General features: G+C 65.7%; 24 protein-coding genes. 12 read left to right on the top strand and 12 right to left on the bottom strand.

Annotated features, from left to right (window positions below; all coding sequences use genetic code 11):
* Positions 1-39: 39 nt before the first annotated feature.
* The 5 genes from ABD923_RS07970 to ABD923_RS07950 form a co-directional block, all read right to left on the bottom strand.
* Complete coding sequence (locus ABD923_RS07970; RefSeq protein ID WP_259550148.1) at positions 40-666, bottom strand: exopolysaccharide biosynthesis protein; 627 nt, start codon at positions 664-666, stop codon at positions 40-42.
* Positions 663-1,286: a hypothetical protein gene (locus tag ABD923_RS07965; RefSeq protein WP_259550147.1), complete on the bottom strand. Its 624-nt coding sequence runs from the start codon at positions 1,284-1,286 to the stop codon at positions 663-665. Before ABD923_RS07965 ends, ABD923_RS07970 begins: the two co-directional genes overlap by 4 nt.
* Before the next feature lie 138 nt (positions 1,287-1,424).
* Positions 1,425-3,056, bottom strand: a complete 1,632-nt coding sequence (locus ABD923_RS07960; protein WP_259550146.1) for a peptide chain release factor 3 — start codon at positions 3,054-3,056, stop codon at positions 1,425-1,427.
* A 52-nt stretch (positions 3,057-3,108) separates the two neighbouring features.
* Positions 3,109-3,549, bottom strand: coding sequence for a WapI family immunity protein (locus tag ABD923_RS07955; RefSeq protein ID WP_259550145.1), 441 nt, complete (start codon positions 3,547-3,549; stop codon positions 3,109-3,111).
* Positions 3,550-3,797: 248 nt separating this feature from the next.
* The gene (locus ABD923_RS07950; protein WP_259550144.1) at positions 3,798-4,796 is read right to left on the bottom strand and encodes a Hint domain-containing protein; all 999 of its coding nucleotides are present in this window, start codon (positions 4,794-4,796) and stop codon (positions 3,798-3,800) included.
* A gap of 147 nt (positions 4,797-4,943) precedes the next feature.
* Between ABD923_RS07950 and ABD923_RS07945 the strand changes: the two genes are divergently transcribed.
* The 6 genes from ABD923_RS07945 to ABD923_RS07920 all read left to right on the top strand — a co-directional run bounded on the left by ABD923_RS07945 (position 4,944) and on the right by ABD923_RS07920 (position 9,697).
* Complete coding sequence (locus ABD923_RS07945) at positions 4,944-5,723, top strand: SDR family oxidoreductase (RefSeq protein ID WP_259550143.1); 780 nt, start codon at positions 4,944-4,946, stop codon at positions 5,721-5,723.
* Positions 5,724-5,843: 120 nt separating this feature from the next.
* Complete coding sequence (locus ABD923_RS07940) at positions 5,844-6,932, top strand: ABC transporter ATP-binding protein (RefSeq protein ID WP_259550142.1); 1,089 nt, start codon at positions 5,844-5,846, stop codon at positions 6,930-6,932.
* A 207-nt stretch (positions 6,933-7,139) separates the two neighbouring features.
* Positions 7,140-7,376, top strand: coding sequence for a twin-arginine translocase TatA/TatE family subunit (locus ABD923_RS07935; protein WP_222191229.1), 237 nt, complete (start codon positions 7,140-7,142; stop codon positions 7,374-7,376).
* A 61-nt stretch (positions 7,377-7,437) separates the two neighbouring features.
* Positions 7,438-7,983, top strand: coding sequence for a Sec-independent protein translocase protein TatB (gene tatB, locus ABD923_RS07930; protein ID WP_259550141.1), 546 nt, complete (start codon positions 7,438-7,440; stop codon positions 7,981-7,983).
* Positions 7,980-8,849 carry a twin-arginine translocase subunit TatC gene (tatC, locus tag ABD923_RS07925; protein ID WP_222191231.1) on the top strand — a complete coding sequence of 290 codons (870 nt, stop codon included), beginning with the start codon at positions 7,980-7,982 and terminating at the stop codon, positions 8,847-8,849. The genes tatB and tatC overlap by 4 nt, the downstream gene beginning before the upstream one ends.
* An 8-nt stretch (positions 8,850-8,857) precedes the next feature.
* Entirely contained in the window at positions 8,858-9,697 is an 840-nt protein-coding gene (locus ABD923_RS07920; RefSeq protein WP_259550140.1) for an ATP-binding protein, read from the top strand.
* 125 nt (positions 9,698-9,822) lie between these two features.
* Here ABD923_RS07920 and ABD923_RS07915 read toward each other — a convergent pair whose 3' ends face one another.
* Positions 9,823-10,986, bottom strand: coding sequence for an alkane 1-monooxygenase (locus ABD923_RS07915; protein ID WP_259550139.1), 1,164 nt, complete (start codon positions 10,984-10,986; stop codon positions 9,823-9,825).
* Positions 10,987-11,125: 139 nt separating this feature from the next.
* Between ABD923_RS07915 and ftsY the strand changes: the two genes are divergently transcribed.
* Genes ftsY through ABD923_RS07900 form a run of 3 tightly spaced genes read left to right on the top strand, consistent with a single transcriptional unit; the run spans position 11,126 to position 14,003 of the window.
* Positions 11,126-12,412 (top strand): signal recognition particle-docking protein FtsY, encoded by a 1,287-nt coding sequence (ftsY, locus tag ABD923_RS07910; protein ID WP_259550552.1) that lies wholly within the window; start codon positions 11,126-11,128, stop codon positions 12,410-12,412.
* A gap of 55 nt (positions 12,413-12,467) precedes the next feature.
* Complete coding sequence (locus ABD923_RS07905; RefSeq protein ID WP_259550138.1) at positions 12,468-13,370, top strand: DMT family transporter; 903 nt, start codon at positions 12,468-12,470, stop codon at positions 13,368-13,370.
* Positions 13,371-13,382: 12 nt separating this feature from the next.
* Positions 13,383-14,003, top strand: coding sequence for an inner membrane-spanning protein YciB (locus ABD923_RS07900; RefSeq protein ID WP_259550137.1), 621 nt, complete (start codon positions 13,383-13,385; stop codon positions 14,001-14,003).
* Here ABD923_RS07900 and ABD923_RS07895 read toward each other — a convergent pair.
* Positions 13,978-14,820 (bottom strand): pseudouridine synthase, encoded by an 843-nt coding sequence (locus ABD923_RS07895; protein ID WP_259550136.1) that lies wholly within the window; start codon positions 14,818-14,820, stop codon positions 13,978-13,980. The two genes, ABD923_RS07900 and ABD923_RS07895, sit on opposite strands and share 26 nt — an antisense overlap.
* Positions 14,821-14,871: 51 nt before the next feature.
* Here ABD923_RS07895 and ABD923_RS07890 point away from each other — a divergent pair, with 51 nt between their 5' ends.
* Complete coding sequence (locus tag ABD923_RS07890) at positions 14,872-15,336, top strand: nucleoside deaminase (protein ID WP_259550135.1); 465 nt, start codon at positions 14,872-14,874, stop codon at positions 15,334-15,336.
* Here the strand turns inward: ABD923_RS07890 and uraH are convergent.
* Positions 15,321-15,677 carry a hydroxyisourate hydrolase gene (gene uraH / locus ABD923_RS07885; RefSeq protein ID WP_259550134.1) on the bottom strand — a complete coding sequence of 119 codons (357 nt, stop codon included), beginning with the start codon at positions 15,675-15,677 and terminating at the stop codon, positions 15,321-15,323. The genes ABD923_RS07890 and uraH overlap by 16 nt on opposite strands.
* 112 nt (positions 15,678-15,789) lie before the next feature.
* Between uraH and puuE the strand changes: the two genes are divergently transcribed.
* Together puuE and ABD923_RS07875 are read left to right on the top strand one after the other, a co-directional pair.
* Entirely contained in the window at positions 15,790-17,199 is a 1,410-nt protein-coding gene (puuE, locus tag ABD923_RS07880; protein WP_259550133.1) for an allantoinase PuuE, read from the top strand.
* A complete protein-coding gene (locus ABD923_RS07875) occupies positions 17,196-17,681 on the top strand; it encodes an ureidoglycolate lyase (protein WP_259550132.1) in 486 nt (161 codons plus the stop codon). The genes puuE and ABD923_RS07875 overlap by 4 nt, the downstream gene beginning before the upstream one ends.
* 151 nt (positions 17,682-17,832) lie before the next feature.
* Here ABD923_RS07875 and bhcD read toward each other — a convergent pair whose 3' ends face one another.
* From bhcD to bhcA, 4 genes are all read right to left on the bottom strand, one after another.
* Positions 17,833-18,798 (bottom strand): iminosuccinate reductase BhcD, encoded by a 966-nt coding sequence (bhcD, locus tag ABD923_RS07870; RefSeq protein WP_259550131.1) that lies wholly within the window; start codon positions 18,796-18,798, stop codon positions 17,833-17,835.
* 124 nt (positions 18,799-18,922) lie between these two features.
* Positions 18,923-20,086 (bottom strand): 3-hydroxy-D-aspartate aldolase BhcC, encoded by a 1,164-nt coding sequence (bhcC, locus tag ABD923_RS07865; protein ID WP_259550130.1) that lies wholly within the window; start codon positions 20,084-20,086, stop codon positions 18,923-18,925.
* Between the two features lie 56 nt (positions 20,087-20,142).
* A complete protein-coding gene (gene bhcB, locus ABD923_RS07860) occupies positions 20,143-21,111 on the bottom strand; it encodes a beta-hydroxyaspartate dehydratase BhcB (RefSeq protein WP_259550129.1) in 969 nt (322 codons plus the stop codon).
* Between the two features lie 11 nt (positions 21,112-21,122).
* Positions 21,123-22,313 carry an L-aspartate--glyoxylate aminotransferase BhcA gene (gene bhcA / locus ABD923_RS07855; protein WP_259550126.1) on the bottom strand — a complete coding sequence of 397 codons (1,191 nt, stop codon included), beginning with the start codon at positions 22,311-22,313 and terminating at the stop codon, positions 21,123-21,125.
* Positions 22,314-22,447 lie beyond the last annotated feature (134 nt).

The raw sequence follows: 22,447 nt of genomic DNA, 5'->3' as shown, positions 1-22,447 counted from the left end.
CGTGCGCAGAGGTTAAGAATTCGTAAAGACCCAAGGCTTTCAGCCCGAGACGAGGTTGCGCCAGCTCAGGAAGAGGGCGGGCAAGAGCGCCGCATGCCCGACCAGGACGACGAGCCCATCGCGCATGGTCAGGCCGATGCCGAAGACCAGCACCGGCAGCGCCAGCAGGATCGGCAGAAGCGGGACGAAGCCAATGAACACCATCGCGACCCCGACCACCAGCAGGACCATGCCGATCCCGAGGAGAGACAGGCGACCTTCCGCAAGGATCGTCAAGCGTCGGTGCAGATAGCGGCCCAGCCATTGCAGGCGAGGACGCAGCAGCCCGATGGCCTGGCTGACCTCGCGGGCAGCAATGTTCAACCGGCGCACGCGCTTTGGCAGCCACAGGCCCTTGCGACCCCGAATGACCTGCGCGCCGATCCCGGCGACCACGAGGCCGATCGCGGCGGGAACACCCGGGATCGCGCCGACCGGTACAAGCAGGAAGAGCGACAGGATCATCAAGAGCGGGCCGAACCCGCGCGCGCCGAGGGTCTCGACGATATCACCGAAGGCGACGGGGTCCGCGCCATCGGCCAAGGCTTCGAGGTCATCCAGCACGCCATTCAGCGTGCCGGCCCCATCCTCGTCCTTTCCGTCGATGTCAGGGGCTTGGTGGGTCATCGGCGGTCCAGTTCAGGATGAAGGCGCAGCGGAAATCCCGCACGCAGAACCGGAAGGAGCGGCGCCGGGGTGCAGACCTGCGCCATGCCACCGCGCGGTCGGCGGTGCGATGCCCCGTATCCCGAGGGGGCGAAGGGGCGCAGCGTCTCGCCAAGCACGAGGCACGGGGTGTCGTCATGCAGGATGAAGGCCCCATCGGGCAAGTCATCCAATCGGGCGACATGCCTGCGTTGGGTTCGACGGCCCCCGTCGACGCGATGCGCGTGAAGCTGCGTGTCGAGCTGCCTCGCGCTCGGCCTGTGGCCATGCCCGCGCTCCCACGCGTCGAGAAACGTGGTGTAATCGCTGCGGCGGCAATAGGCGCAGGGGCGGTGTCCCGCGGCCATCGCAACCGCCTCATCATGGAAGAACAACTCGGTCCAGCTGCGTTGTGACATCGGCTCTCTGCGGCGCCCTTTGAAGTCGAGTTCGCAACAGATCCAGGCGTGATGCGTCCAGCGCCGCGCGCCCAGTTTTTTGTCCGCGTCGTGCAGAATCCCGCGATTGCCGGTCAGCGTCCCGCGATAGGCCGGGGCAGCCACGATATCGCCTGTCGGCAGAACGCGGTTTTGCAGGGTCATGTCCGACCGTGTGGCAAGCTGTAGCGCGCGCATTCCATGGCGGGCATCAATGAGGAAGGACAGCGCACGCAACCTGCTCCGCTCGTAAACAGACGGCGAAAGATTAGCGGCTGGCCCATGCTCCGCAAGCCCGCGGGATCACACCATCAGCTCTTTCGTGGCGCTCAAGGTCACGTCCGGGTAATCGCGCTCGATTCGGTCGATGTCCCATTGCATCCGCGTCAGGTACACCGGGTCGCCGTCATTGTCGGTGGCCATGTGCTGCTTGTTGGCGGCCATGAACTTGTCCACGGCCTCTTTCGCGCCATGCACCCAGCGGGCCGAGGTGAATTGCGACGCCTCGAAGCGGACAGGCAGGCCGTATTCCATCTCGATCCGGCTGGCCAGAACCTCGAACTGAAGCGCGCCGACGACGCCGACGATGAAACCCGAGCCGATACTGGGCTTGAAGACCTTGGCCGCGCCTTCCTCGGCGAATTGCATCAACGCCTTGTCCAGATGCTTGGCCTTGAGCGGGTCGCCCGCGCGGCAGGATTGGAGCAGTTCCGGCGCGAAGCTGGGGATGCCGGTGAAGCGCAGCGCCTCGCCCTCGGTCAGGGCGTCGCCGATGCGCAACTGCCCGTGGTTGGGGATGCCGATGATGTCGCCGGCCCAGGCCTCTTCGGCCAGTTCCCGGTCGGAGGCCAGGAACATCACCGGGTTGGTGATCGCCATGGGTTTCTTCGACCGCACATGCGTCAGCTTCATGCCGCGCTGGAAATGGCCCGAGGCGAGGCGGACAAAGGCCACGCGGTCGCGGTGCTTGGGGTCCATGTTGGCCTGCACCTTGAAAACAAAGCTCGCGACCTTCTTTTCCTCGGGTGCGACCTCGCGCGGTTCGGCGGTCTGAACCTGCGGCTCGGGGCCGTATTCGGCGATGCCGTCCATCAGTTCCTTGACCCCGAAGGAGTTGATCGCGCTGCCGAACCAGATCGGCGTCAGGTGCCCTTCGAGGAAGGATTGGCGGTTCATGGCTGGCAACAGCTCGCGCGCCATCTCGACTTCTTCACGGAGCTTTTCCAGAAGGTCCGCAGGGATGTGATCGTCGAGGCGCGGGTCGTCCAGACCTTCCAACTTGACCGACTCGGCCACCTTGTTGCGGTCGGCGCGGTCCATCAGCTCCAGCCGGTCGTGGATCAGGTCATAGCAGCCCAGGAAATCGCGGCCGACGCCGATGGGCCAGGATGCGGGCGTCACGTCGATGGCCAGGTTTTCCTGGATCTCGTCGATGATCTCGAACGTGTCGCGGCTTTCGCGGTCCATCTTGTTACAGAAGGTCAGGATCGGCAGGTCGCGCAACCGGCAGACCTCGAACAGCTTGCGGGTCTGGCTTTCGACACCCTTGGCCCCGTCGATCACCATGATGGCGGCGTCCACGGCGGTCAGCGTGCGATAGGTATCTTCCGAGAAATCGCTGTGGCCGGGCGTATCGACCAGGTTGAAGCGATACTGCCGCTCGGGGCGGGCGTAGTCGAAGGACATGGCCGAGGCCGAGACGGAAATGCCCCGGTCCTTTTCCATCTGCATGAAATCCGAGCGCGTGCGCCGCGCCTCGCCCTTGGCGCGGACCTGACCGGCCATCTGGATGGCGCCCCCGTAAAGCAGGAACTTCTCGGTCAGCGTCGTCTTGCCCGCATCCGGGTGCGAGATGATCGCAAAGGTCCGCCGCCGCGCGATCTCGGGCGGCAGGTCGGGGCGATTGGTCGGGGTGTCTTGCGCGGCGTCCAGCATGGGCGGGCATATATAGACCGCGCGGCGCCGCGACAATGCGCAAGCGGATCGCTCAGGCCGGGGTGGCCTGCGCTGGCCAACCCGATAGCTGATCGGCCAGCCCGTTGCGTTGCGTCGCGGTCAGGGGACAGGGGATCGACACGGTGACGGCAGGGCGGTGCCCGCGCTTGGCACAGGCCTCGGGGTGCAGGTCGCCGGTCAGATGCGCGACCACGCCTTGCGGAACCCTCGAAAAGCTGAGGTCGGGCTGGGCGAAGGTCAGTTCTTCGCCGCCGCGTCCGCGCAGCCAGTCGGCGAGTTTCGGCAATTCATCGAGGATCAGGCACGGACATTCCACGTGCCAGCGGCGCCCGGTGCGCCGGTGCATCGCCGTGACCGTCATCAGCACACCGTCCTCCCACAGGCCGGCAAAACCGGGGACCGGCACGATCCCGGCGGCGGCGAGGCGCAGGTCGGGTCCGAACCCGAGGTCGAGGGGGCGAAGCGGTGTCATGGCAGCAGGTTGCCCCAACGGAAGGTAGGGGGCCAAGGCAGGGATTCCCCACCTTTTCCGTTCGCTTAACCGATTGGTCGGCCGGTTTGACGCCGAAATAGGCCCCGTTCACACGGTCGCCGCGTAAAAACAGGACACGGTCGCCGACAGGGTGTCGCCGCGCGCCCAATTCACTCGCCCTTTGGGCCGGGCCATGGACACCTCGGTTTGCAGCGGACAGATGGATAGAGAGGGCGGTTCAAGCGCCGTTAGTCCGGGTCACCCCGGCTGGCGCGGGTCAGGCGCTCGACCATGTCACCGTCCTTGGCGGCGCTGTCGTGGATCTCGATCTCGGCCGCGTCGGTCTGGTCGGCGGGGTCGGTGGCGAGGGTCAGGTCTTCGGGCAGCAAGGCTCGGGTCGGTCCGGTCACCAGGAGAGACTCGACCGCGATGCCCTCGGCATAGATGATTTCATGCGTGTCGAAGATGATCTGGTAGCTGTCGACATGCCCGCCTTCTTCCCGCAGCACGGTGGTGCCGTTCACCAGCAGCTCGGCCTTGACCATCACTTCGGCCCGGCCCGCCCCGATCTCGTCGCGGCGTTGCCAGATGAACAGGCGATGTTGCGGCAACAGGCGCAGGTCGCGCGCGGAGTTCAGCGTGCCGCTTGTGATTCGCACCGGGGCGGCGGCCCCGGTTGCGCGGCGGGTCTGGTGGGTGATCCAGCGAATGGGGCGGGGGCCGTTGTCGCGCGTCAGGACCCTGTCGCCGACCTTCACCTGCTCGACCGGCACCTGTTTGCCGTTCGACATGGTCAGGTGCGTGCCGGCCAGGAAGCTGACGCTGGCGATATCGGCAAAACGGTGCGGCGCGCTCTCCGTTTCGGTGCCGACCAGTTCGTATTCGGTATTGGGGGCCAGTCGGGCCAGCGGCAGCAGGTGGAGGACGGTGCCGTCTTCGCCATCCTGCAGTTTCAGGATCAGGATCTCGACCATGTCCCCGTTCGGCCCCATCAGCATGTGGCAAGCGGCGATGGTCAGCGCTGCACCCGGCTGGCCCACCTCGGAGCCATCGGCGACACAAGGGCCGACGCTGCCGTCGTCGCTGATGGCCAGGCGTTCGGTCTTTGCTTGCCTGACAAGGCGATAGGTGTCGCCCGGCACGGCGGCATCCCCAAGGCCGATGGGGTCGCCCTCATTCGCGCCGGCCTGCACCTTGAAGGCGCGCGCGGGCAGCGTGTCGAACCGGAACAGGGCAGGGTGGGGCATGGTGGGCGTCACTTGCAGAAGGTGCCCCCTCGGTAGGGGGGTTGTAACATCAGGTCAACTGCCGCCACCGTGCCGGGCTGGTCGCGGGTCGGTCCGCCTGCTAGATCCAGTATCGACACAACCGGACCGTCAGAAGGAGAGTGCCGTATGGATCTCGGGATCAAGGGACGCCGCGCACTGGTCTGCGCCTCGTCGAAAGGCTTGGGGCGCGGCTGCGCCGAAGCCCTGGCCGAAGCGGGCGTGGATCTTGTCTTGAACGCGCGCGGGGCCGACGCCCTGCAGCAGACGGCCGATGCGATCCGCGGGGCGCATGGCGTGAACGTCACCGCCGTCGCGGCCGACATCACCAGCGAAGAGGGCCGCGCAGAGGTTCTGGATGCCGCTGGCGAGATCGACATCCTCGTGACCAATGCAGGCGGGCCGCCCCCCGGTCTCTGGTCCGATTGGGGGCATGACGATTTCATCAAGGCGCTGGAAGCGAACATGCTGACCCCGATCGCGCTGATGTCGGCGACCCTGCCGAAGATGATCGACCGGGGCTGGGGCCGCGTCGTCAACATCACCTCGCAATCGGTCAAGGCGCCGATCCCGCAACTGGGCTTGTCCAATGCCGCACGCACGGGCCTGACCGGTTACGTGGCGGGCACCGCGCGGCAGGTCGCGGCCAAGGGTGTGAACATCAACAACCTTTTGCCGGGGTCCCACGATACCGACCGGATCGTCGCCCTGGAAACGGCCGTGTCGAAGGCGCAGAACGTCTCGATGGAGGAGGCGCGCAAGATCCGCTGGTCCGGCATCCCCGCCGGACGCTACGGAACGGTCGAGGAGTTCGGCGCGATGTGCGCCTTCCTGTGCTCGCAGCATGCGGGTTTCATCGTCGGGCAGAACATCCTGCTCGATGGTGGTCAGACCAACGCCACCATCTGATCCAGCTTGCAACCGGGCGGCGGCGCTTGAAACGCTGCCGCCCGGCTGTTACCTGCGGAGCCTGATGAAATTGATCGGGAATGCGCGCTCGTGCGGCTGGACGCTCCTCAAACCATAGGCGTGAAAAAGGCCACCGCCCCGCGCCTCGAAGTGCGCAACGTGTCCTGCACCTTCGATGGGCGCGAGGTCGTGCGCAATGTGTCGTTCCAGGTCGAACCGGGCGAGATCATGTGCCTGCTGGGTCCGTCGGGCTGCGGCAAGTCGACGACCCTGCGCGTCGTGGCCGGAATCGAGCGGCAAAGCGCGGGCAGCGTCCATGCCGATGGCAAGATGCTGTGCAACGAGGTGTTCGCAACCCCGCCCGAGGCGCGCGGCGTTGGCCTGATTTTCCAGGATTTCGCGCTTTTCCCGCATTTGACGGTCGGGCAGAATATCGCCTTCGGCCTCAAGGGTTCGAAATCCGAGATGCGCGCCCGGGTCGATGAATTGCTGGAACGGGTCGATCTGGCCGGTTACGCCGACAAGACGCCTCACATGCTGTCAGGGGGGGAACAGCAGCGCGTGGCGTTGGCCCGCGCCTTGGCGCCCCGTCCGCGCATCATGCTGATGGACGAACCGTTTTCGGGCCTCGACAACCGGCTGCGCGACGGTATCCGGGACGAGACGCTGCAACTTCTGAAGGAAGAGGGCACGGCGGTCGTCCTTGTCACCCACGAACCCGAGGAAGCCATGCGCATGGCCGACCAGATCGCCCTGATGCGTGACGGGCAGATTGTCCAGAAAGGCGCGCCCTACAACATCTACAACGCGCCTTGCGACAAGGCGGCCGCTGCATTCTTCAGCGATATCAACGTGATCCGCGGCCGTGTTGAAGGACTTCTGACCAACACCGTCTTTGGCCAGTTCCTTGCCCCCGCCGTGGCGGACGGTGCCGAGGTCGAGATCGTCTTTCGCCCTCAGCACGTAAAGCTCGACTTCGACCGCAACGGTCGCGGCCCCAACCCGACCCCACAGGACGGTGTACCGGCAAGGGGCGTGGTGGAGCGCGCACGCTTCATGGGACACGAAAGCCTCGTGGAATTCCGCATGGATTTCGACGGCGGCAAGCTCAAGGCGACGGTGCCGGGCGTGTTCCTGCCAAAGCCGGGAACGCCGCTGTGGCTGTCGGTGCGGCGCGACCGGTGTTTCGTCTTCCCGCCGAAGGGCTGACGTCGGGTCTGCGGCGATCTGCGCCAATTGCGCACCCTCTCCCTGCCGCCCCTTGCAGCGATGGCCTGTCTCCCGGTATTTGGGGTCGGCCCGCCTTTTTGGGCTTTGATCTCCCATCATGAGTCCATACCTATGGGAGAGGAACACTGAACAAGGCGGACGCCGGGGGTAAGGGAGCCTGCCGCGCGGCTGCATAGGGAGATCGAAATGCTCAACAATATCGGACCGGCTGGCCTGCTTCTTATCGCCGTCGTGGTTCTGGTGCTTTTCGGGCGCGGCAAGATCGCGGGCCTGATGGGCGAAGTCGGCAAGGGCATCACTGCCTTCAAGCGCGGCGTCAAGGATTCGTCGGAAGAGATCGAAGACCAGTCCGAGACCGCCGAAGACGGCGCGGCCGCCCGTGACGTGACGCCCGCCGAGGCGGAGCGCCGCGACAACGCCTGATCCGCGTTGCGCGTTGCCGCACCCATCGTGCACCGGGGTTCACCAGTGAAGGTCCGCCGCCATGCCTGATATCGGCTGGATGGAATTGCTTGTCATCGGCGTCGTCGCGCTGATCGTCGTGGGTCCCAAGGACCTGCCGATGATGTTTCGCAGGCTGGGCCAGATCACGGGCAAGATCCGCGGCATGGCCAAGGATTTCCAGCGCGCCATGGACGAAGCTGCGGACGAGTCCGGCATGTCCGAGATCAACCGCGACCTGAGAAGCGCCGCGCGCTTCACCAACCCGCGCAAGATGGGCATGGATGCCTTGAACGAGGCGTTCGAGGACGTGGACCTCGACCCGTCGAAATACGCCGAAGGGTCGAACACGCGCATCATCGCCGAAAAACAGGTGGCGCGGAAACAGGAACTCGCCGCCAAGGCCGAGGCTGCACGCAAGGCGCGGGAAGACAAGCTGTCGGGCATCGACGCAGGCGCCGCCGAGCTGGAGGCCGACATGGCGGACGCGCCGGCGCCGGCCCCGGCACCCGCCGCAGCGGCACCGACAGACACAGCGCCCGCCGCCGATGAGGCCGACGCGCCCAAGACCGGAACCGGCAAGACATGAGTTCCGAAGATCATATCGAAGACAGCTCCGCCCCGCTGATCGAGCACCTCGCAGAATTGCGCACGCGGCTGATCCGCTCGGTGCTGGCATTCGTCGTGGCAATGGTCGCCTGTTTCACGGTGGCCGAGCCGATCCTCAACTTCATCTCCACCCCGCTGGCCGAAGTGCTCCGGTCCCGTGGCGAAGACGCGCGCCTGATCTTTACCGCGCCGCAGGAAAAGTTCTTCGTGCTGATCCGCATCTCGATCGTGATGGGCTTCGCGGTCAGCTTCCCGGTGATCGCGCACCAGCTTTGGCGCTTTGTCGCGCCGGGCCTGTATCGCTCCGAGCAATCGGCGATCCTGCCGTTCCTCGTGGCCTCGCCGGTCCTGTTCCTGATGGGCGCGTCCTTTGCCCATTACGTCGTGACGCCGCTGGCGATGAATTTCTTCATCGGGTTCTCCGACGCGATCCCTGCGCTGGCCAACCTGATCGCGGGCGATGGCACCTTCTCGAACCCCGAGGCGGCTGCGAACGAGGAATTGCAGACGGTGTTCCTCGGGTCAGTCAAGGAATCCCTCGACCTCGCGCTCAAGTTCATCTTTGCCTTCGGCCTCTGTTTCCAATTGCCCGTGCTGCTGACCCTGCTGGGCAAGGCGGGGCTGGTCACGGCCGAGGGCCTTGGCAACGTGCGCAAATACGCGGTGGTGGGCATCCTGACGCTTGCCGCGCTGGTCACGCCGCCCGATGTCATCACGCAGGTGATCCTCTTCGTCGTCGTCTACGGCCTGTACGAGATCTCGATCTGGCTGGTTCGGATCGTGGAGCGGCAGCGCGTGAACCGCCTGCGCGCCGAAGGGATCCTCGACGAGGATGAAGAGCTCTGAGCGGCCCGATGTCCGACGAGGTTTTGACCCGCATAGCCGAGGCCCTGGAACGCCTGCGCCCGCCCCCGGCGGAAGCGCCGGATTGGAGCGCGGCCTCGGCCTTTGTCTGGCACGCGGACCCCGACAGGCTGGAACCCGTCGCGCAGGTGAACCGCGTGGACCTGTCACTCCTGCTGGGTGTCGACCGGGCGCGCGACACGCTGGTGCAGAACACGCGCCAGTTCGCCCGTGGCCTGCCGGCCAACAACGCGCTTCTTTGGGGCGCCCGCGGCATGGGTAAAAGCTCCCTGGTCAAGGCCGTGCATGCCGCGGTCCACGCCGAGGAAGGGGGGCTGGCACTGGTCGAGATGCAGCGCGAGGACCTGCCGACGATTTCGCGGTTGTTGACCTTGCTTCGGGATGCGCCTGCGCGGGTCATCCTGTTCTGTGACGACCTCTCGTTTTCCCATGACGACCAGCATTACAAGTCGCTGAAGGCGGTGCTGGATGGCGGGGTCGAGGGGCGGCCGGACAACGTGGTGTTCTATGCCACGTCGAACCGGCGTCACCTGATGCCGCGCGATATGATCGAGAACGAGCGATCCTCGGCGATCAACCCGTCCGAAGCGGTCGAGGAAAAGGTCTCCTTGTCCGACCGGTTCGGCCTGTGGCTCGGGTTTCACCCCTGTAGCCAGGACGAGTATCTCGACATGATTCGCGGCTATTGCGAGGCCTATGGCGTCGAGATTTCGGACGAGGATCTGCGGGCCGAGGCCGTGGAATGGCAGGCGACGCGCGGGTCGCGGTCGGGCCGCGTGGCATGGCAGTATTTCACCGATCTCGCCGGGCGGAAGGGCGTGCGCCTCTGATCCGGCGGTGCGGCTTGCGCCGCATTGCGCTTGCCTCGCTGCGCTCAGGTGCGGGGGCTCTGCCCCCATGCCGCCCTGACGGGCGGCATTCCCCCGGAGTTTTTCAGCCAAGATGAAGCTGTGTGTCAGTCCAGCTGGCTTCGCACGCGGGCGATGACATCTTCGGCGGCGTCGGCAGCAGGTCGGGCAGGGCGCTGCTGTGCGGCAGCCGGCGCGCGCGATGGCTGTACCGGCCGGGTTTGCCCTGTTTCGAGACGGGCTTGCGCCGCCTCCATCACGCGCAGCGCGCGGCGGTCCATGACCCGGTGCCAGACCGGGGGGATGGTCGCCAGCATCGCCATGATCGGCACGGACCACGGCATCATCGGCACGTCCGCCTCGGGGTCGAGCCGGTCATAGGGGCGGTCGGGGTGCATGTGGTGTTCGGAATGGGCGGGCGCGTTCATCATCATGTAGCTGGTGAAGCCGCGCGGCGCGTTCCAGCTATGGTGCGGCGCGACCGGTTCGAGCCGTCCATTGGGCAGGGGCAGCCGTTGCAGCCCGTAATGCTGGATATAGTCGCTGAGCAGGATCTGTGCGCCGGTCAGCCCGCCGAGCGCGACAAGGCCCAGAAAGCCGACAGGACCCGCGACGAGGGTGGCCATGACAAGCGACAGAAGCGCGCCGCCGCCCCAGATCCAGTAGGGATTGCGCCAGCCGCGATCCGGGAGACCACGGCGTTCGAGCCGGTCTTCCTCCTGCTCCAGCCCGGCGCGGATCGACCCCGCCCAGGCGCGCGGCAGATAGGCCCAGTAGCTTTCGCCCGGCAGAGGGGTGTTCGGATCGTCCGTGGTGCCGACAAAGCGATGATGAACAAGGCGATGCGCCGAGACATGGTGGCCAAAGCCCACCGATGTGTAGACCGCCGCGCCAAGCGCCTTGAGCGGCCAGGGACGGCGATGGATCAACTCATGGGCATTCGGGTGGCTGACCTGGCCGAAGAAGGAGGCGGTGGCGAAGAACAGGGCGACCTTTTGTCCGAAGCCGAGGCCATCCCCGGCGAGGGCGACGAGCACGACGGGAAGAAGGACGAGGTGGCCGAGCCCCAGCGCGACGGACAGGCGGTCTGACCATGGCTCGTGATCGGCCAGGTCACGATGCGGTTTCTTGAGCAAGCGGTCGAGAAGCGCGGCAAGAAGTGTCAGCCAGACAAGTGCGATCACGGCGAACCCGCCCCAGACGGTCGCCCCGAGCAGCAGAAGCGACAGCGGCGTGAGGGTGACGAGGGCGTAGCGGGCAATGACAGGCATGGGTCAGGATCCTCATGTGCAGGGCCGTTCGCACGCGGTGTCTAGCATGGCAGTTGGGCGAAAGCATGGCCCGAACGGCCTTTCCAAGCCGCGTGCGGCATATTACGTCAGGCTGACCCATGAGTGAGAGGCCGTGCCTATGTCGTTCTTCCGCAAGCTGAAGGATCGTTTGACGAAATCTTCGTCGAAGCTGGACGAAGGGTTGGATGCGATCATCGAGGAGGGCGCGGTCGAGGACGCGGCCGAGCCTGCGCCCGCCGTGGACGAGGTGCTGGGGGCGGGGGATGCAGCGCCCGAACGGGTGGAGCCCTCGGTTGCGGCCCCGGACCGCGCGGTGCCGCCGGGCGATGGGGCAGCGGCGGGAGATGACGCGCAGCCTGAGCCCCTGCTTCCGCCCGATATGCGCGAGCCTGAGCCGACCCCCGAGCCGACCCCTGAGCCGGAACCCGAACCGGAACCGGTCCCGACCCCGGCCGAGGAGATTGCCGGGCCCGAGGCCATGCCGGTGGAGGAGGCCGCCGAGGCGCAGCCGGCGAAGAAGGCAGGTCTCTTCGGGCGGTTGATGGGCCGCAGCGCAGCGCCGCGGCGCGCGCTGGACGATGACATGCTGGAGCAGTTGGAAGAACTGCTGATCACGGCCGACATGGGTGTCGAGACCGCCATGCGCGTGACCGCCAACATGGCCGAGGGTCGCTATGGCAAATTGATGAGCGCCGAGGACATCAAGGCGCTTCTTGCGCAGGAGATCGCGGCGGTGATGGAGCCCGTCGCGCGCCCCTTGCCGATCTATCCGAAGAAACCGCAAGTCGTGCTGGTGGTGGGTGTGAACGGGTCGGGCAAGACCACGACGATCGGGAAGCTCGCCAGCCAGTTCCGGGCGGCGGGCAAGTCGGTGGTGATCGCGGCGGGCGATACGTTCCGCGCGGCGGCGGTGGAGCAGTTGCAGATCTGGGGCGAGCGCGCGGGTGTGCCCGTGCTGACCGCGCCGGAGGGGTCGGACCCGGCGGCGCTCTCCTATGATGCGATGGTCAAGGCCGAGGCCGAGGGCGCGGACCTGCTGATGATCGACACGGCGGGCCGGTTGCAGAACCGCGCCGACCTGATGGAGGAACTGGCCAAGATCGTGCGCGTCATCCGCAAGAAGGATCCGGACGCGCCGCATAACACCCTTCTCGTGCTGGATGCGACCACCGGGCAGAATGCGCTCAACCAGGTGGACCTGTTCGGCAAGATGGCGGACGTTACCGGCCTTGTGATGACCAAGCTGGACGGGACGGCCAAGGGCGGTGTCCTGGTGGCCTTGGCAGACCGCTTCGGCCTGCCGATCCATGCCATCGGTGTGGGGGAGCAGATTGATGATCTGCAACCCTTCGATCCGCAGGATTTCGCTGACGCCCTCGTGGGAATTGACAGTTCCACGCGTTGATCCACACCCCTGTGAGTAAATGTTCGATCAGTGTTGAGTGCGCCTGGAGGCTTGGTTGAGCGACTGGATCAATGCCATCGAGGGAACCGAGGCGGGCGCCACGGCGGCGATGATCCTCGCGCTGACGGCGGCGCTGCTGCACGCGGTGTTTGGCGCCCTGCAAAAGGGGCGGCACGATCCGTTGCTGGCCCGCGGCGCGATCGACGCCGCCTATGGCTTGATGGCAGCACCCTTTGCGCTGTTCGTGGTGCCATGGCCCGAGCCGCATATGTGGCCGATCTTTGTCGGCGTCTTCATCATCCACGCGCTCTATAAATGGGCGACGCTCGCCTCCTATCGGCGGGGGGCCTACACCGTCGTCTATCCGGTCATGCGCGGGACGGGGCCGCTGTTCGCGATCATCGGGGCATGGCTGGTCTTCGGCGAGACCTTCAGCCTGATCCAGTGGGCCGGTGTCCTCGTCCTTTTGGCGGGGCTTTATGGGCTGGCGCTTTACAACATGGCGCGGCTGACGGTGGCGCGGGATACGCTGGTGCCCGCCTTGTGGTTCGCGGTGCTGACAGGGCTGTTCGTGGCGCTCTATACCACCTTCGACGCCTACGGCATTCGGGCCACGGCGGACCCGTTCACCTTTCTCGCGTGGTTCTTCTTCATCGACGGGGTGCTTTACCCGTTCATCGCGGCGGCCTTCTATCGCCGGATGGAGGTCCCGCCGCCGCTTGGCCCGCTGGCCCTGCGCGGGGTGATCGGCGGCTTTGTCGCCTTTGCAAGTTTCGGCTCTATCATGTTGGCCACGCGGCTGGACCAGGTGGGCGAGGCCGCCGTGCTGCGCGAAACCTCGACCGTGTTCGCGGCGCTGATCGGCTGGCTGGTTCTGAAGGAAAAGGTGGGGCCGGTTCGGCTGGGATTCATGGCTTTGATCGCGGCAGGCGCGGTGATAGTCGAGTTTGGTGGCTAGAAAGAGATCTGAATGAAACCCGGCCAAGACCCCAAGCCGATCAATCCATGGCTCAAATCCGCGTTGGAGCTTGGGCCGCCGATCCTGTTCTTCGTCGCCTACATGCGGATGCAGGATGTCACCTACACGGTTGGCGGCACCGAGTATGACGGGTTCATCATCGCGACCGCTGCTTTCGTGCCGATCCTTCTGGCCTCGATCGCGGTGCTGTGGAAGCTGACCGGCCAGATCAGCCGCATTCAGGTGTTCACCGCCGTGATGGTGGTGTTTTTCGGTGGCCTGACCGTTTGGTTGAACGACGAGCGCTTCTTCAAGATGAAGACGACCTTGGTCTATGGGTTCTTCGCCGGTGTGCTGGGGCTGGGGCTGTTGCGGGGCCAGTCCTGGCTCAAGTTCCTGATGGGAGAGCTGTTGCCCATGAAGGACGAAGGCTGGATGATCCTGACCAAGCGCATCGCCGGAGCCTTTGCCCTTATGGCCATCGCGAACGAGGTTGTCTGGCGGACCCAATCGACCGAGTTCTGGGTGACCTTCGAAACCTTCGGCCTTCCCGCGTTCCTGTTCGTCATGTTCATGACGCAGGCCAAGCTGATCGAGCGTTACGCGATCACCGAGGACGACGGGGCGGCCTAGCGCCGCTGCCTTGGCGCGGTTTGGCCGGTGCCTTGCGCCGTGGCTTGGGACCCGCTTTGCCCTTGGGCTGTGCGGGTTTCGCGTGACCTTCCAGCAATTCGGGCATGCCCAACTGGTCGGCCATGACGCGCAGCTTCACTTCTTCGACCTCGCCCGGTTTCAACTCCCCAAGGCGGAACGGCCCGTAAGAGACACGCAAGAGGCGGTTCACATCGAACCCGATCTCGGACATAGCGCGCCGGATCTCGCGGTTCTTGCCTTCGCGCAGGCCGACGGTGACCCAGGCGTTCGCACCCTGCTGGCGGTCGAGTTTCACCTGCATCGGCTGGAATTTCTCGCCATCGGCCTCGATCCCGCGGCGTAGTGGCTCGAAATCGGTGTCTTTCGGGGTGCCCTTCATCCGCACGCGGTACTTCCGCAGCCAGCCAGTCGAGGGCAGTTCCAGCTTGCGCTTGATGCCGCCGTCATTGGTCAGAAGCAAAAGCCCCTCGGAATTGAGGTCGAGCCGCCCGACGCTCATCACCCGTGGCATACCCTCCGGCAGCTTGTCGAACACCGTCTCGCGGCCCTTCTCGTCCGAGGTGGTCGTCACCAGCCCCGCGGGCTTGTGGTAAAGCCACAGGCGCGGGCGGTCGGGTTCGCCGACCGGTTCTCCATCCACGGTGATCTGGTCCGCCGCCGTTACGTTCAGCGCCGGGCTGTCGATCAGTTTGCCATTCACGGCGACCCGGCCGGCTTCGATCATGCGCTCGGCTTCCCGGCGCGAGGCGATGCCCGCGCGGCTGAGGCGTTTTGCGATGCGTTCTCCGTCAGTCATGCCTTGCCCCTAGCGGTTTGACAGCGTCGTGGAAAGCGGCAACAGGGGGATATGAGCGTATTTCGCAGCCATATGGACGTGGCCCTGGCCGAGGCCCGCGCCGCCGCAGACCGCGGGGAGGTGCCCGTGGGCGCCGTGGTGACGCGCGGGGATCGAGTGATCGCGCGGGCTGGAAACCGGATGCGCGAATTGCGCGACCCGACCGCGCATGCCGAGATGCTGGCGATCCGGGCGGCCTGCGCGGCGCTGGGGCAGGAACGGCTGACCGATTGCGATCTCTGGGTGACGTTGGAGCCATGCCCGGCCTGCGCCGGCGCCGTCGCGGCGGCGCGGATCGGGCGGCTGTATTACGGCGCGGCAGACCCGAAATCGGGCGGCGTTGCGCAAGGCCCCCGCGTCTTTGACCACCCGCAGGCCCATTGGAAGCCCGAGGTCTATGCCGGTATCGCCGAGGACGAGGCCGCGCACCTGCTCAAGGCCTTTTTCGCCGCCCGCCGCGATCAGGACCCGCGATAGGTCGAGTAGCCGTAGGGCGACAGAAGCAACGGCACGTGGTAATGCGCCGCCGCGTCGCTCATCCCGAAGCGGATCGGCACCTGGTCGAGGAATAGCGGTTCTTCGGCGGCCAGACCATTGGCCCGCAGGTAGTCGCCTGCGAAGAAGATCAGCTCGTAGCTGCCGATCTCGAACTTCTCGGCGGGCAGGATCGGCGCATCGGTGCGGCCATCGGCATTGGTCACGGTCTCCGCGATCTTGCGGTGCAAATTGCCCGAGACGCGGTAAAGCGCGATCTTCAGCCCCTCGGCCGGGCAGCCGCGCGCCGTATCGAGCACATGGGTTGTCAGGAATCCGGTCATCTGCGCCTCCTTTTTCGGCGCCACTTTCGGTGCAACGGCGGGCGGCGTCAAACCGCTTGGCGCGGGGGCGCCGCGCTTGCTAGACCAAGCCGTCCGACAAAGAGGTCCGAGCATGAACCGCTACCCCCGAGATTTCACCGGCTACGGCCCGACAGCCCCCGACCCGAACTGGCCGGGAGGCGCGAAAATCGCCGTGCAGATCGTGGTGAACTACGAAGAAGGCGGCGAGAACAACATCCTGCATGGCGACATGGCGTCCGAGGCGTTCCTGTCCGAGATCGTCAGCGCCGAGCCCTGGCCGGGGCAGCGCCACTGGAACAAGGAATCGATCTACGAATACGGCGCGCGCGCGGGGTTCTGGCGGTTGCATAGGATGTTGGGGCACCTGCCCGTCACCGTCTACGGCGTGGCGACCGCGCTGGCCCGCGCGCCGGAACAGGTTGTCGCGATGAAAAGCGCGGGCTGGGAGATCGCGAGCCATGGCCTCAAGTGGATCGAGTACAAGGATTACTCCAAGGCCGAGGAGCGCGCGCATATGGACGAGGCCATCGCGCTGCATACCGAGGTCGTGGGTGAGCGCCCGCGCGGCTGGTACACCGGGCGCTGTTCGATGCACACGGTCGAGATCGCGGCCGAGGAGGGCGGCTTTGCCTATGTCGCCGACAGCTATGCCGATGAGCTGCCCTACTGGGTCAAGGCCGGCGGGCGTGACCAGTTGATCGTGCCCTACACGCTCGATGCCAATGACATGCGCTTCGCCACGCCGCAGGGCTTCAACTCGGGCTACCAGTTCGAGGCCTATCTGAAAGACAGTTTCGACACCCTCTATGCCGAGGGCGTGGCGGGCGCGCCCAAGATGCTGTCGATCGGCCTGCATTGCCGCCTCGTCGGGCGGCCCGGGCGGGCGGCTGCACTGAAACGCGCGATCGATTACATGACGTCCCATGACGGCGTCTGGTTCGCGACACGCTTGCAGATCGCCGAGCATTGGGCCGCGACCCACCCTGCGCCGGTGGCCGAACGCCCCTCCGAAATGAGCCTTGAGGATTTCGTCGCGGCCTTCGGCGGAATCTACGAGCACTCCCCCTGGATTGCCGAGCGCGCCCACGCACTGGAACTGGGCCCAACCCATGACAGTGCGCTTGGCGTGCATTCCGCCCTGACGCGCATCTTCCGGCGCGCCGGTGAGGATGAACGCCTCGGTGTCCTGCGGGCCCACCCCGACCTCGCCGGGAAACTCGCCGCCGCCAAGCGCCTGACCGCCGAGTCGACGGCGGAACAGGCCAGCGCGGGCCTAGATGCCCTGACCGACGAGGAACGCGCGACCTTCACGCGGCTGAACAGCGCCTATGTCGAAAAGCACGGATTTCCGTTCATCATCGCCGTGCGCGATCATGACAAGGCGGGGATCCTTGCGGCCTTCGAGCGGCGCTTGGCCAACGACACCGCGACCGAGTTTTCCGAGGCCTGCCGCCAGGTCGAGCGGATCGCCGAACTGCGTCTGTTGGAGAAGCTCGGATGAAACGCATCGCGATCCAGCCGCTGACGGCCGAGGCCTTCGCCCCGTTCGGCGACGTGCTGGAGGCCGAGGGCGCGCCCGACAAGATCATCAACGAGGGGCTCTGCGGCCGGTTCCACGACCGCGCGCGGCTGGATTTCTCGGACGGCCAGGCCGGGATCAGCATCTTCAAATCCGAGGCGCGCGCATTGCCGTACCGGTTGACCATGGTGGAACGGCATCCCCTCGGGTCCCAGGCCTTTCTGCCGATGTCGTTCGATCCGTTTCTCGTGATCGTCGCGCCGGATGAGGGTGGGGCGCCGGGCGACCCGTTGGCATTCCGAACGGCACCCGGACAGGGGATCAACCTGTTGCGCGGAACATGGCACGGGGTGTTGACGCCGCTTGCCGAGCCGGGGCTGTTTGCCGTGGTTGACCGGATCGGAACAGGGGCGAACCTTGAAGAGCACTGGTTCGAGGCGCCCTACGAGATCGCGTCGGTCTGAGGGCTTTCGCCGCGCTGTCGCGCGTCGACCCGCGCGCGCTTTCGCGCGCGAGAGTCATGGTGAGGGGGCTCTGCCCCCGTCGCCTTGCGGCGCCTCCCCCGGCATATTTTCCGGGATAAAGATGGAGGGGGGGGCGGACAGAGGCCCGGTGTTACATCTCGACCTCGATGGCGACGCCTTTCTCGATCGCCGTTTCGACGACCGCCGCGGCGACGGCGAGGTCCTGAAGCCCGACTCCTGTGCCGTCGAAAAGCGTGATCTCGTCGGCCGATTGACGCCCCGGATGCGTGCCGTTGATCACGGCGCCGATCTCGGAGATGTCGCTATCCGAGATCAACCCCTCGGCGATGGCATGCTGCGCCTCGCCGATGCTGGTGCTTTGCGCGACCTCGTCGCAGAAGACCGTCGCGCGGGCCAGAAGCGCGGCCTCGACCTCCTGCTTGCCCTTCGTGTCGGTCCCCATGCAGGCCAGATGGGTGCCGGGCGCGACATGGTCGGCCATCAGGGTCGGCGCAAAGCTGGACGTGATGGTGATGATGACATCCGCCTCCGTCATGCCGTCCAGATCGACCGCTTCGAACGGCAGCCCCAACTCCGCCGCTGTTTCGCCGAGCTTGGGGAGCATATCGGGATGCATGTTCCAGGCGATGACCTTCTCGGCCTGCATCTGCTCCGCCGCCGCTCGCAGCTGGAAATGCGACTGGTGCCCCGCGCCGATCATGCCGATCACCTTGGCATCCGGCCGGGCGAGATGCCGGATCGACACGGCCGAAGCTGCCGCGGTCCGCAGGGCCGTCAACAGGTTGCCGCCGACCATCGCCGCCGGCTTGCCGGTGTCGGGATCGAACAGGAACACGGTCGACTGGTGGTTGATCAGCCCGCGCTTTTCGAGGTTGTGCGGCCAATAGCCCCCCGCCTTCAGGCCAAGCGTCCCGCCGGCCCGGTCGAACCCGCCCTTGAAGCCGTAAAGCGCGTCCTCATGTCCGATCGCTTCGCGGACCACGGGGAAGTTGTAGGCGTCCCGCGCCGCCATCGCGGCGAATACCTTTTCCACCGCGTCGAAACTCGCTTCACGCGACACCAGATCGGCTATCGCGGCCTCGGGGACGATCCACATGGGTCAAGCTCCTGTATCGGGCGAACTTACCTGTTCACCTCTTCATCTTGGCAAAAAACTCTGGGGGAGCGCGAGGGGGCAAAGCCCCCTCGCACGGGTCGCCGCCGACAGGCGGCGAAATCGCTCAGTAGGCCTTTCCGCGGGCCGAGACGGGCCAGACGGTTTCCACCACGCCGTTCCGCACGCCAACGTACCAGTCATGGACATTGGCCGTCGGGTCGCAATGGCCGGGCACCAGCTTCAGCTTTTCGCCAACCTTAAGCACGCCTTGCGGGTCCATGACCACGCCATGCTCGTCCGAGCATTTCACGTATTCCACGTCGTCGCGTCCGTAGATCACCGGCAGGCCGCTATCGACCGATTGCGCCTTCAGGCCCGCATCGACGATGGCCTTGTCGGCCTTGGCATGGCTCATGACCTGGGTCAGGATGAAGAACGCGTTCTCCCATTCGCCCTGGTCGATGCGATTGCCATCCTTGTCGAGGATGCGGCCGTAATCGGCATCCATGAACGCGTAGGAGCCGCATTGCAGCTCGTTATAGACGCCGGAGGTGCTTTCGAAATAGTAACTGCCGGTGCCGCCGCCGCCGACGATGTCGCACTCCAGCCCCTCGGCTTTCAGCCCGTCGACCGCGTCCTTCACCATGGCCACGGCCACGTCGATCTTGGCCTTGCGGTCGTCATAGCTGTCGAGATGCTGCATCGCGCCCTGGTAGGCCTGGATGCCCGCGAATTTCAGCCCGGGGGCTGCATCGATGGCCTTGGCGATCTTCACCACGTCTTCGGTGGTCGTCACGCCGCAACGGCCCGCGCCGCAGTCGATCTCGACCAGGCACTCGATCTCGGTTCCGTGCTTCTGCGCGGCTGCCGACAGATCGGCCACGTTCTCTACATCGTCGACACAGCACAGCGCCCGAGCCCCCAGCTTGGGCATCCGGGCGAGGCGGTCGATCTTCTGCGGGTCGCGCACCTGGTTCGAGACCAGCACGTCCTTGATCCCGCCACGGGCGAAGACCTCGGCTTCGCTGACCTTCTGGCAGCAGACGCCACAGGCACCGCCCATCTCGACCTGCAGCTTCGCCACGTCCACCGACTTGTGCATCTTGCCATGCACGCGGTGGCGCATGCCGTGTTCCCTGGCGTAATCGCCCATCTTCTTGATGTTGCGCTCCAGCGCATCGAGGTCCAGCACAAGACAGGGTGTCTGGATCTCGTCCTCGCTCATGCCGGGCACTGCGGGAATGTCATAGCCCACTTCCAGCCCGTCGAAATCGCTCATGTCCTTCATCGTGTCTCTCCCTGTTCGTCGTTTCCCGTAGGATGCGCCGTGGCGCACCGCCCGGCTCAGCCCTTCATCCAGGGCAATTTGTCGAGGTCGACGTTGCCGCCGGTGATGATCACGCCCACGCGCTTGCCGCGGAACACCTCGGGGTTCTTGAGGATGGTGGCCAGCGGCACGGCGCAGCTTGGCTCCATCACGATCTTCATGCGCTGCCAGGTCAGCTTCATCGCGTCGATGATTTCCTGCTCGCTGGCCGTCAGGATGTCGGTCACGTGATGCGACACGAAATGCCAGGTGTTTTCCTTCAGCGGCACCTTGAGGCCATCGGCCACCGTCACCGGCGCATCGTCGGCGATGATATGGCCCGCCTTGAAGCTGCGATAGGCGTCGTCGGCCTGCTCCGGCTCGGCGGCGTAGATTTCCACGTTCGGCGCGATGTTGGACAGCGTCAGGCAGCAGCCCGAGATCATGCCGCCGCCCCCGATCGGGGCGATCACGGCGTCGAGCCCGTCGACCTGCTCCATCAACTCGCGCGAACAGGTGCCCTGACCGGCGATCACGCGCGGGTCGTTGTAGGGGTGGACGAAATCCGCGCCGGTGCGCTCGTGCACCTCGGCGAAGACCGCCTCGCGCGAACTGGTCGAGGGTTCGCATTCGGTGATCTGGCCCCCGTAGCCACGCACGGCGGCCTTCTTGGCGTCCGGGGCCGTCCGCGGCATGACGACGTGGCAGGGGATCCCGCGCCGACCGGCCGCATAGCTGAGAGACAGGGCATGGTTGCCTGAGGAATGGGTCGCCACGCCTTTCGCCGCCTGTTCGTCCGACAGGCCGAAGACCGCGTTACAGGCACCGCGCACCTTGAAAGCGCCGGCTTTCTGGAAGTTCTCGCATTTGAAGAACAGCTCGGCCCCGGTCAGCTCGTTGAAATAGGTCGAGGTCAGCACCGGCGTGCGGTGGATATAGGGCGCGATCCGCTCATGCGCGGCGATCACGTCGTCATAAGTCGGCAGGGAATCGGCCACGTCTTTCATCAATGCCTCCCTTATTCGGCGGCCAGCGCCATCGCGCCCGCCGTACTGCGGTAAACCTCCTGCGCGGCGGCGACGCCCGACCCGAGCGTGACGGGCAGGCCAAGGTCGACCATGCACATCTCGGCGGTCGCGATGCCAGATAGTGCCATCACGTCGGTCAGCAAACCCAGGTGCCCAATGCGGAACACCTTGCCCGCCACGTCGCCAAGGCCGACGCCGAAGGCGACGCCGTAGACCTCGGAGGCATGGGTGACGATCTTGGTCGAGTCGAACCCGTCCGGTGTGCGGATCGCGCTGACCGAGTTGGAATAGAGGTCGGGCGATGCGGCGCAAAGCTCCATCCCCCAGGCCGAGACCGCGGCGCGGACGCCATCGGCAATGCGGGCGTGACGGGCAAAGACATTGTCCAGCCCTTCGCTCAGCAGCATCTCGCAGCTCAGCTTCAGCCCGTTCAGCAGGCCCACGGCGGGCGTATAGGGGTAGCCGTTATTCGCGTAGGTTTTGGCCATGTCGCGCACGTCGAAGAAGCAGCGCGGCAGCCCCGCGGTTTCGACGGCTTTCTTCGCCTTGTCCGAGAAGGCCGTGATCGCAAGCCCCGCGGGCAGCATGAACCCTTTCTGCGATCCGGTGACGGCCACATCCACGCCCCAACTGTCGAACTCGAACGGCATGGAGCCGATGGAGGACACGCCATCGACGAACAGAAGGGCAGGGTGGCCGGCCGCATCCATCGCCTTGCGCAGGGCGGCGATGTCGGACAGGACGCCGGTCGCCGTCTCGTTGTGGGTGGCCAGAACGGCCTTGATCTCGTGGGCTTTGTCGGCTGCGAGGATCTCGCCGTAGCGATCGGCCGGCAGACCTTCGCCCCATGTCACGTCGATCACTTCAACCGTCAGGCCGTGGCGCTGACACATGTCGATCCAGCGGTGGCTGAACATCCCGTTGCGCGCCGCGACCACCTTGTCGCCGGGATTGAGCGTGTTGGTAATGGCGGTTTCCCAGCCGCCGGTCCCCGAGGCCGGGAAAATGAAGATCTCGGCACTGTCGGACCGGATGATCTCCTGCACACCGGCACGGGCGGGCTGAAGAATGTCGGCGAACAGGCTCGACCGGTGATCGAGCGTCGGCATGTCACAGGCCCGGCGCAACGCCTCGGGCATGTTGGTCGGTCCCGGAATGAACACCGGATTCTGAAAGCTCATGGCCGTCTCCTTCCCATCTCTCGCGAACAGGCTACGCCGCAGGCCCGCGCTGCACAATTTTTTTGAAAAATCATTTCAGAAATGGTAGGCGTGTATGAATGCAAATGAAAACAATGTCTTAAATTTTTCATCCG

The sequence above is a fragment of the [Roseibacterium] beibuensis genome, assembly GCF_039542305.1.
GTDB lineage: Bacteria > Pseudomonadota > Alphaproteobacteria > Rhodobacterales > Rhodobacteraceae > Roseibacterium > Roseibacterium beibuensis.
Note: the sequence above shows the minus strand (reverse complement) of the source record. Positions and strands in the feature narration are given on the sequence as shown.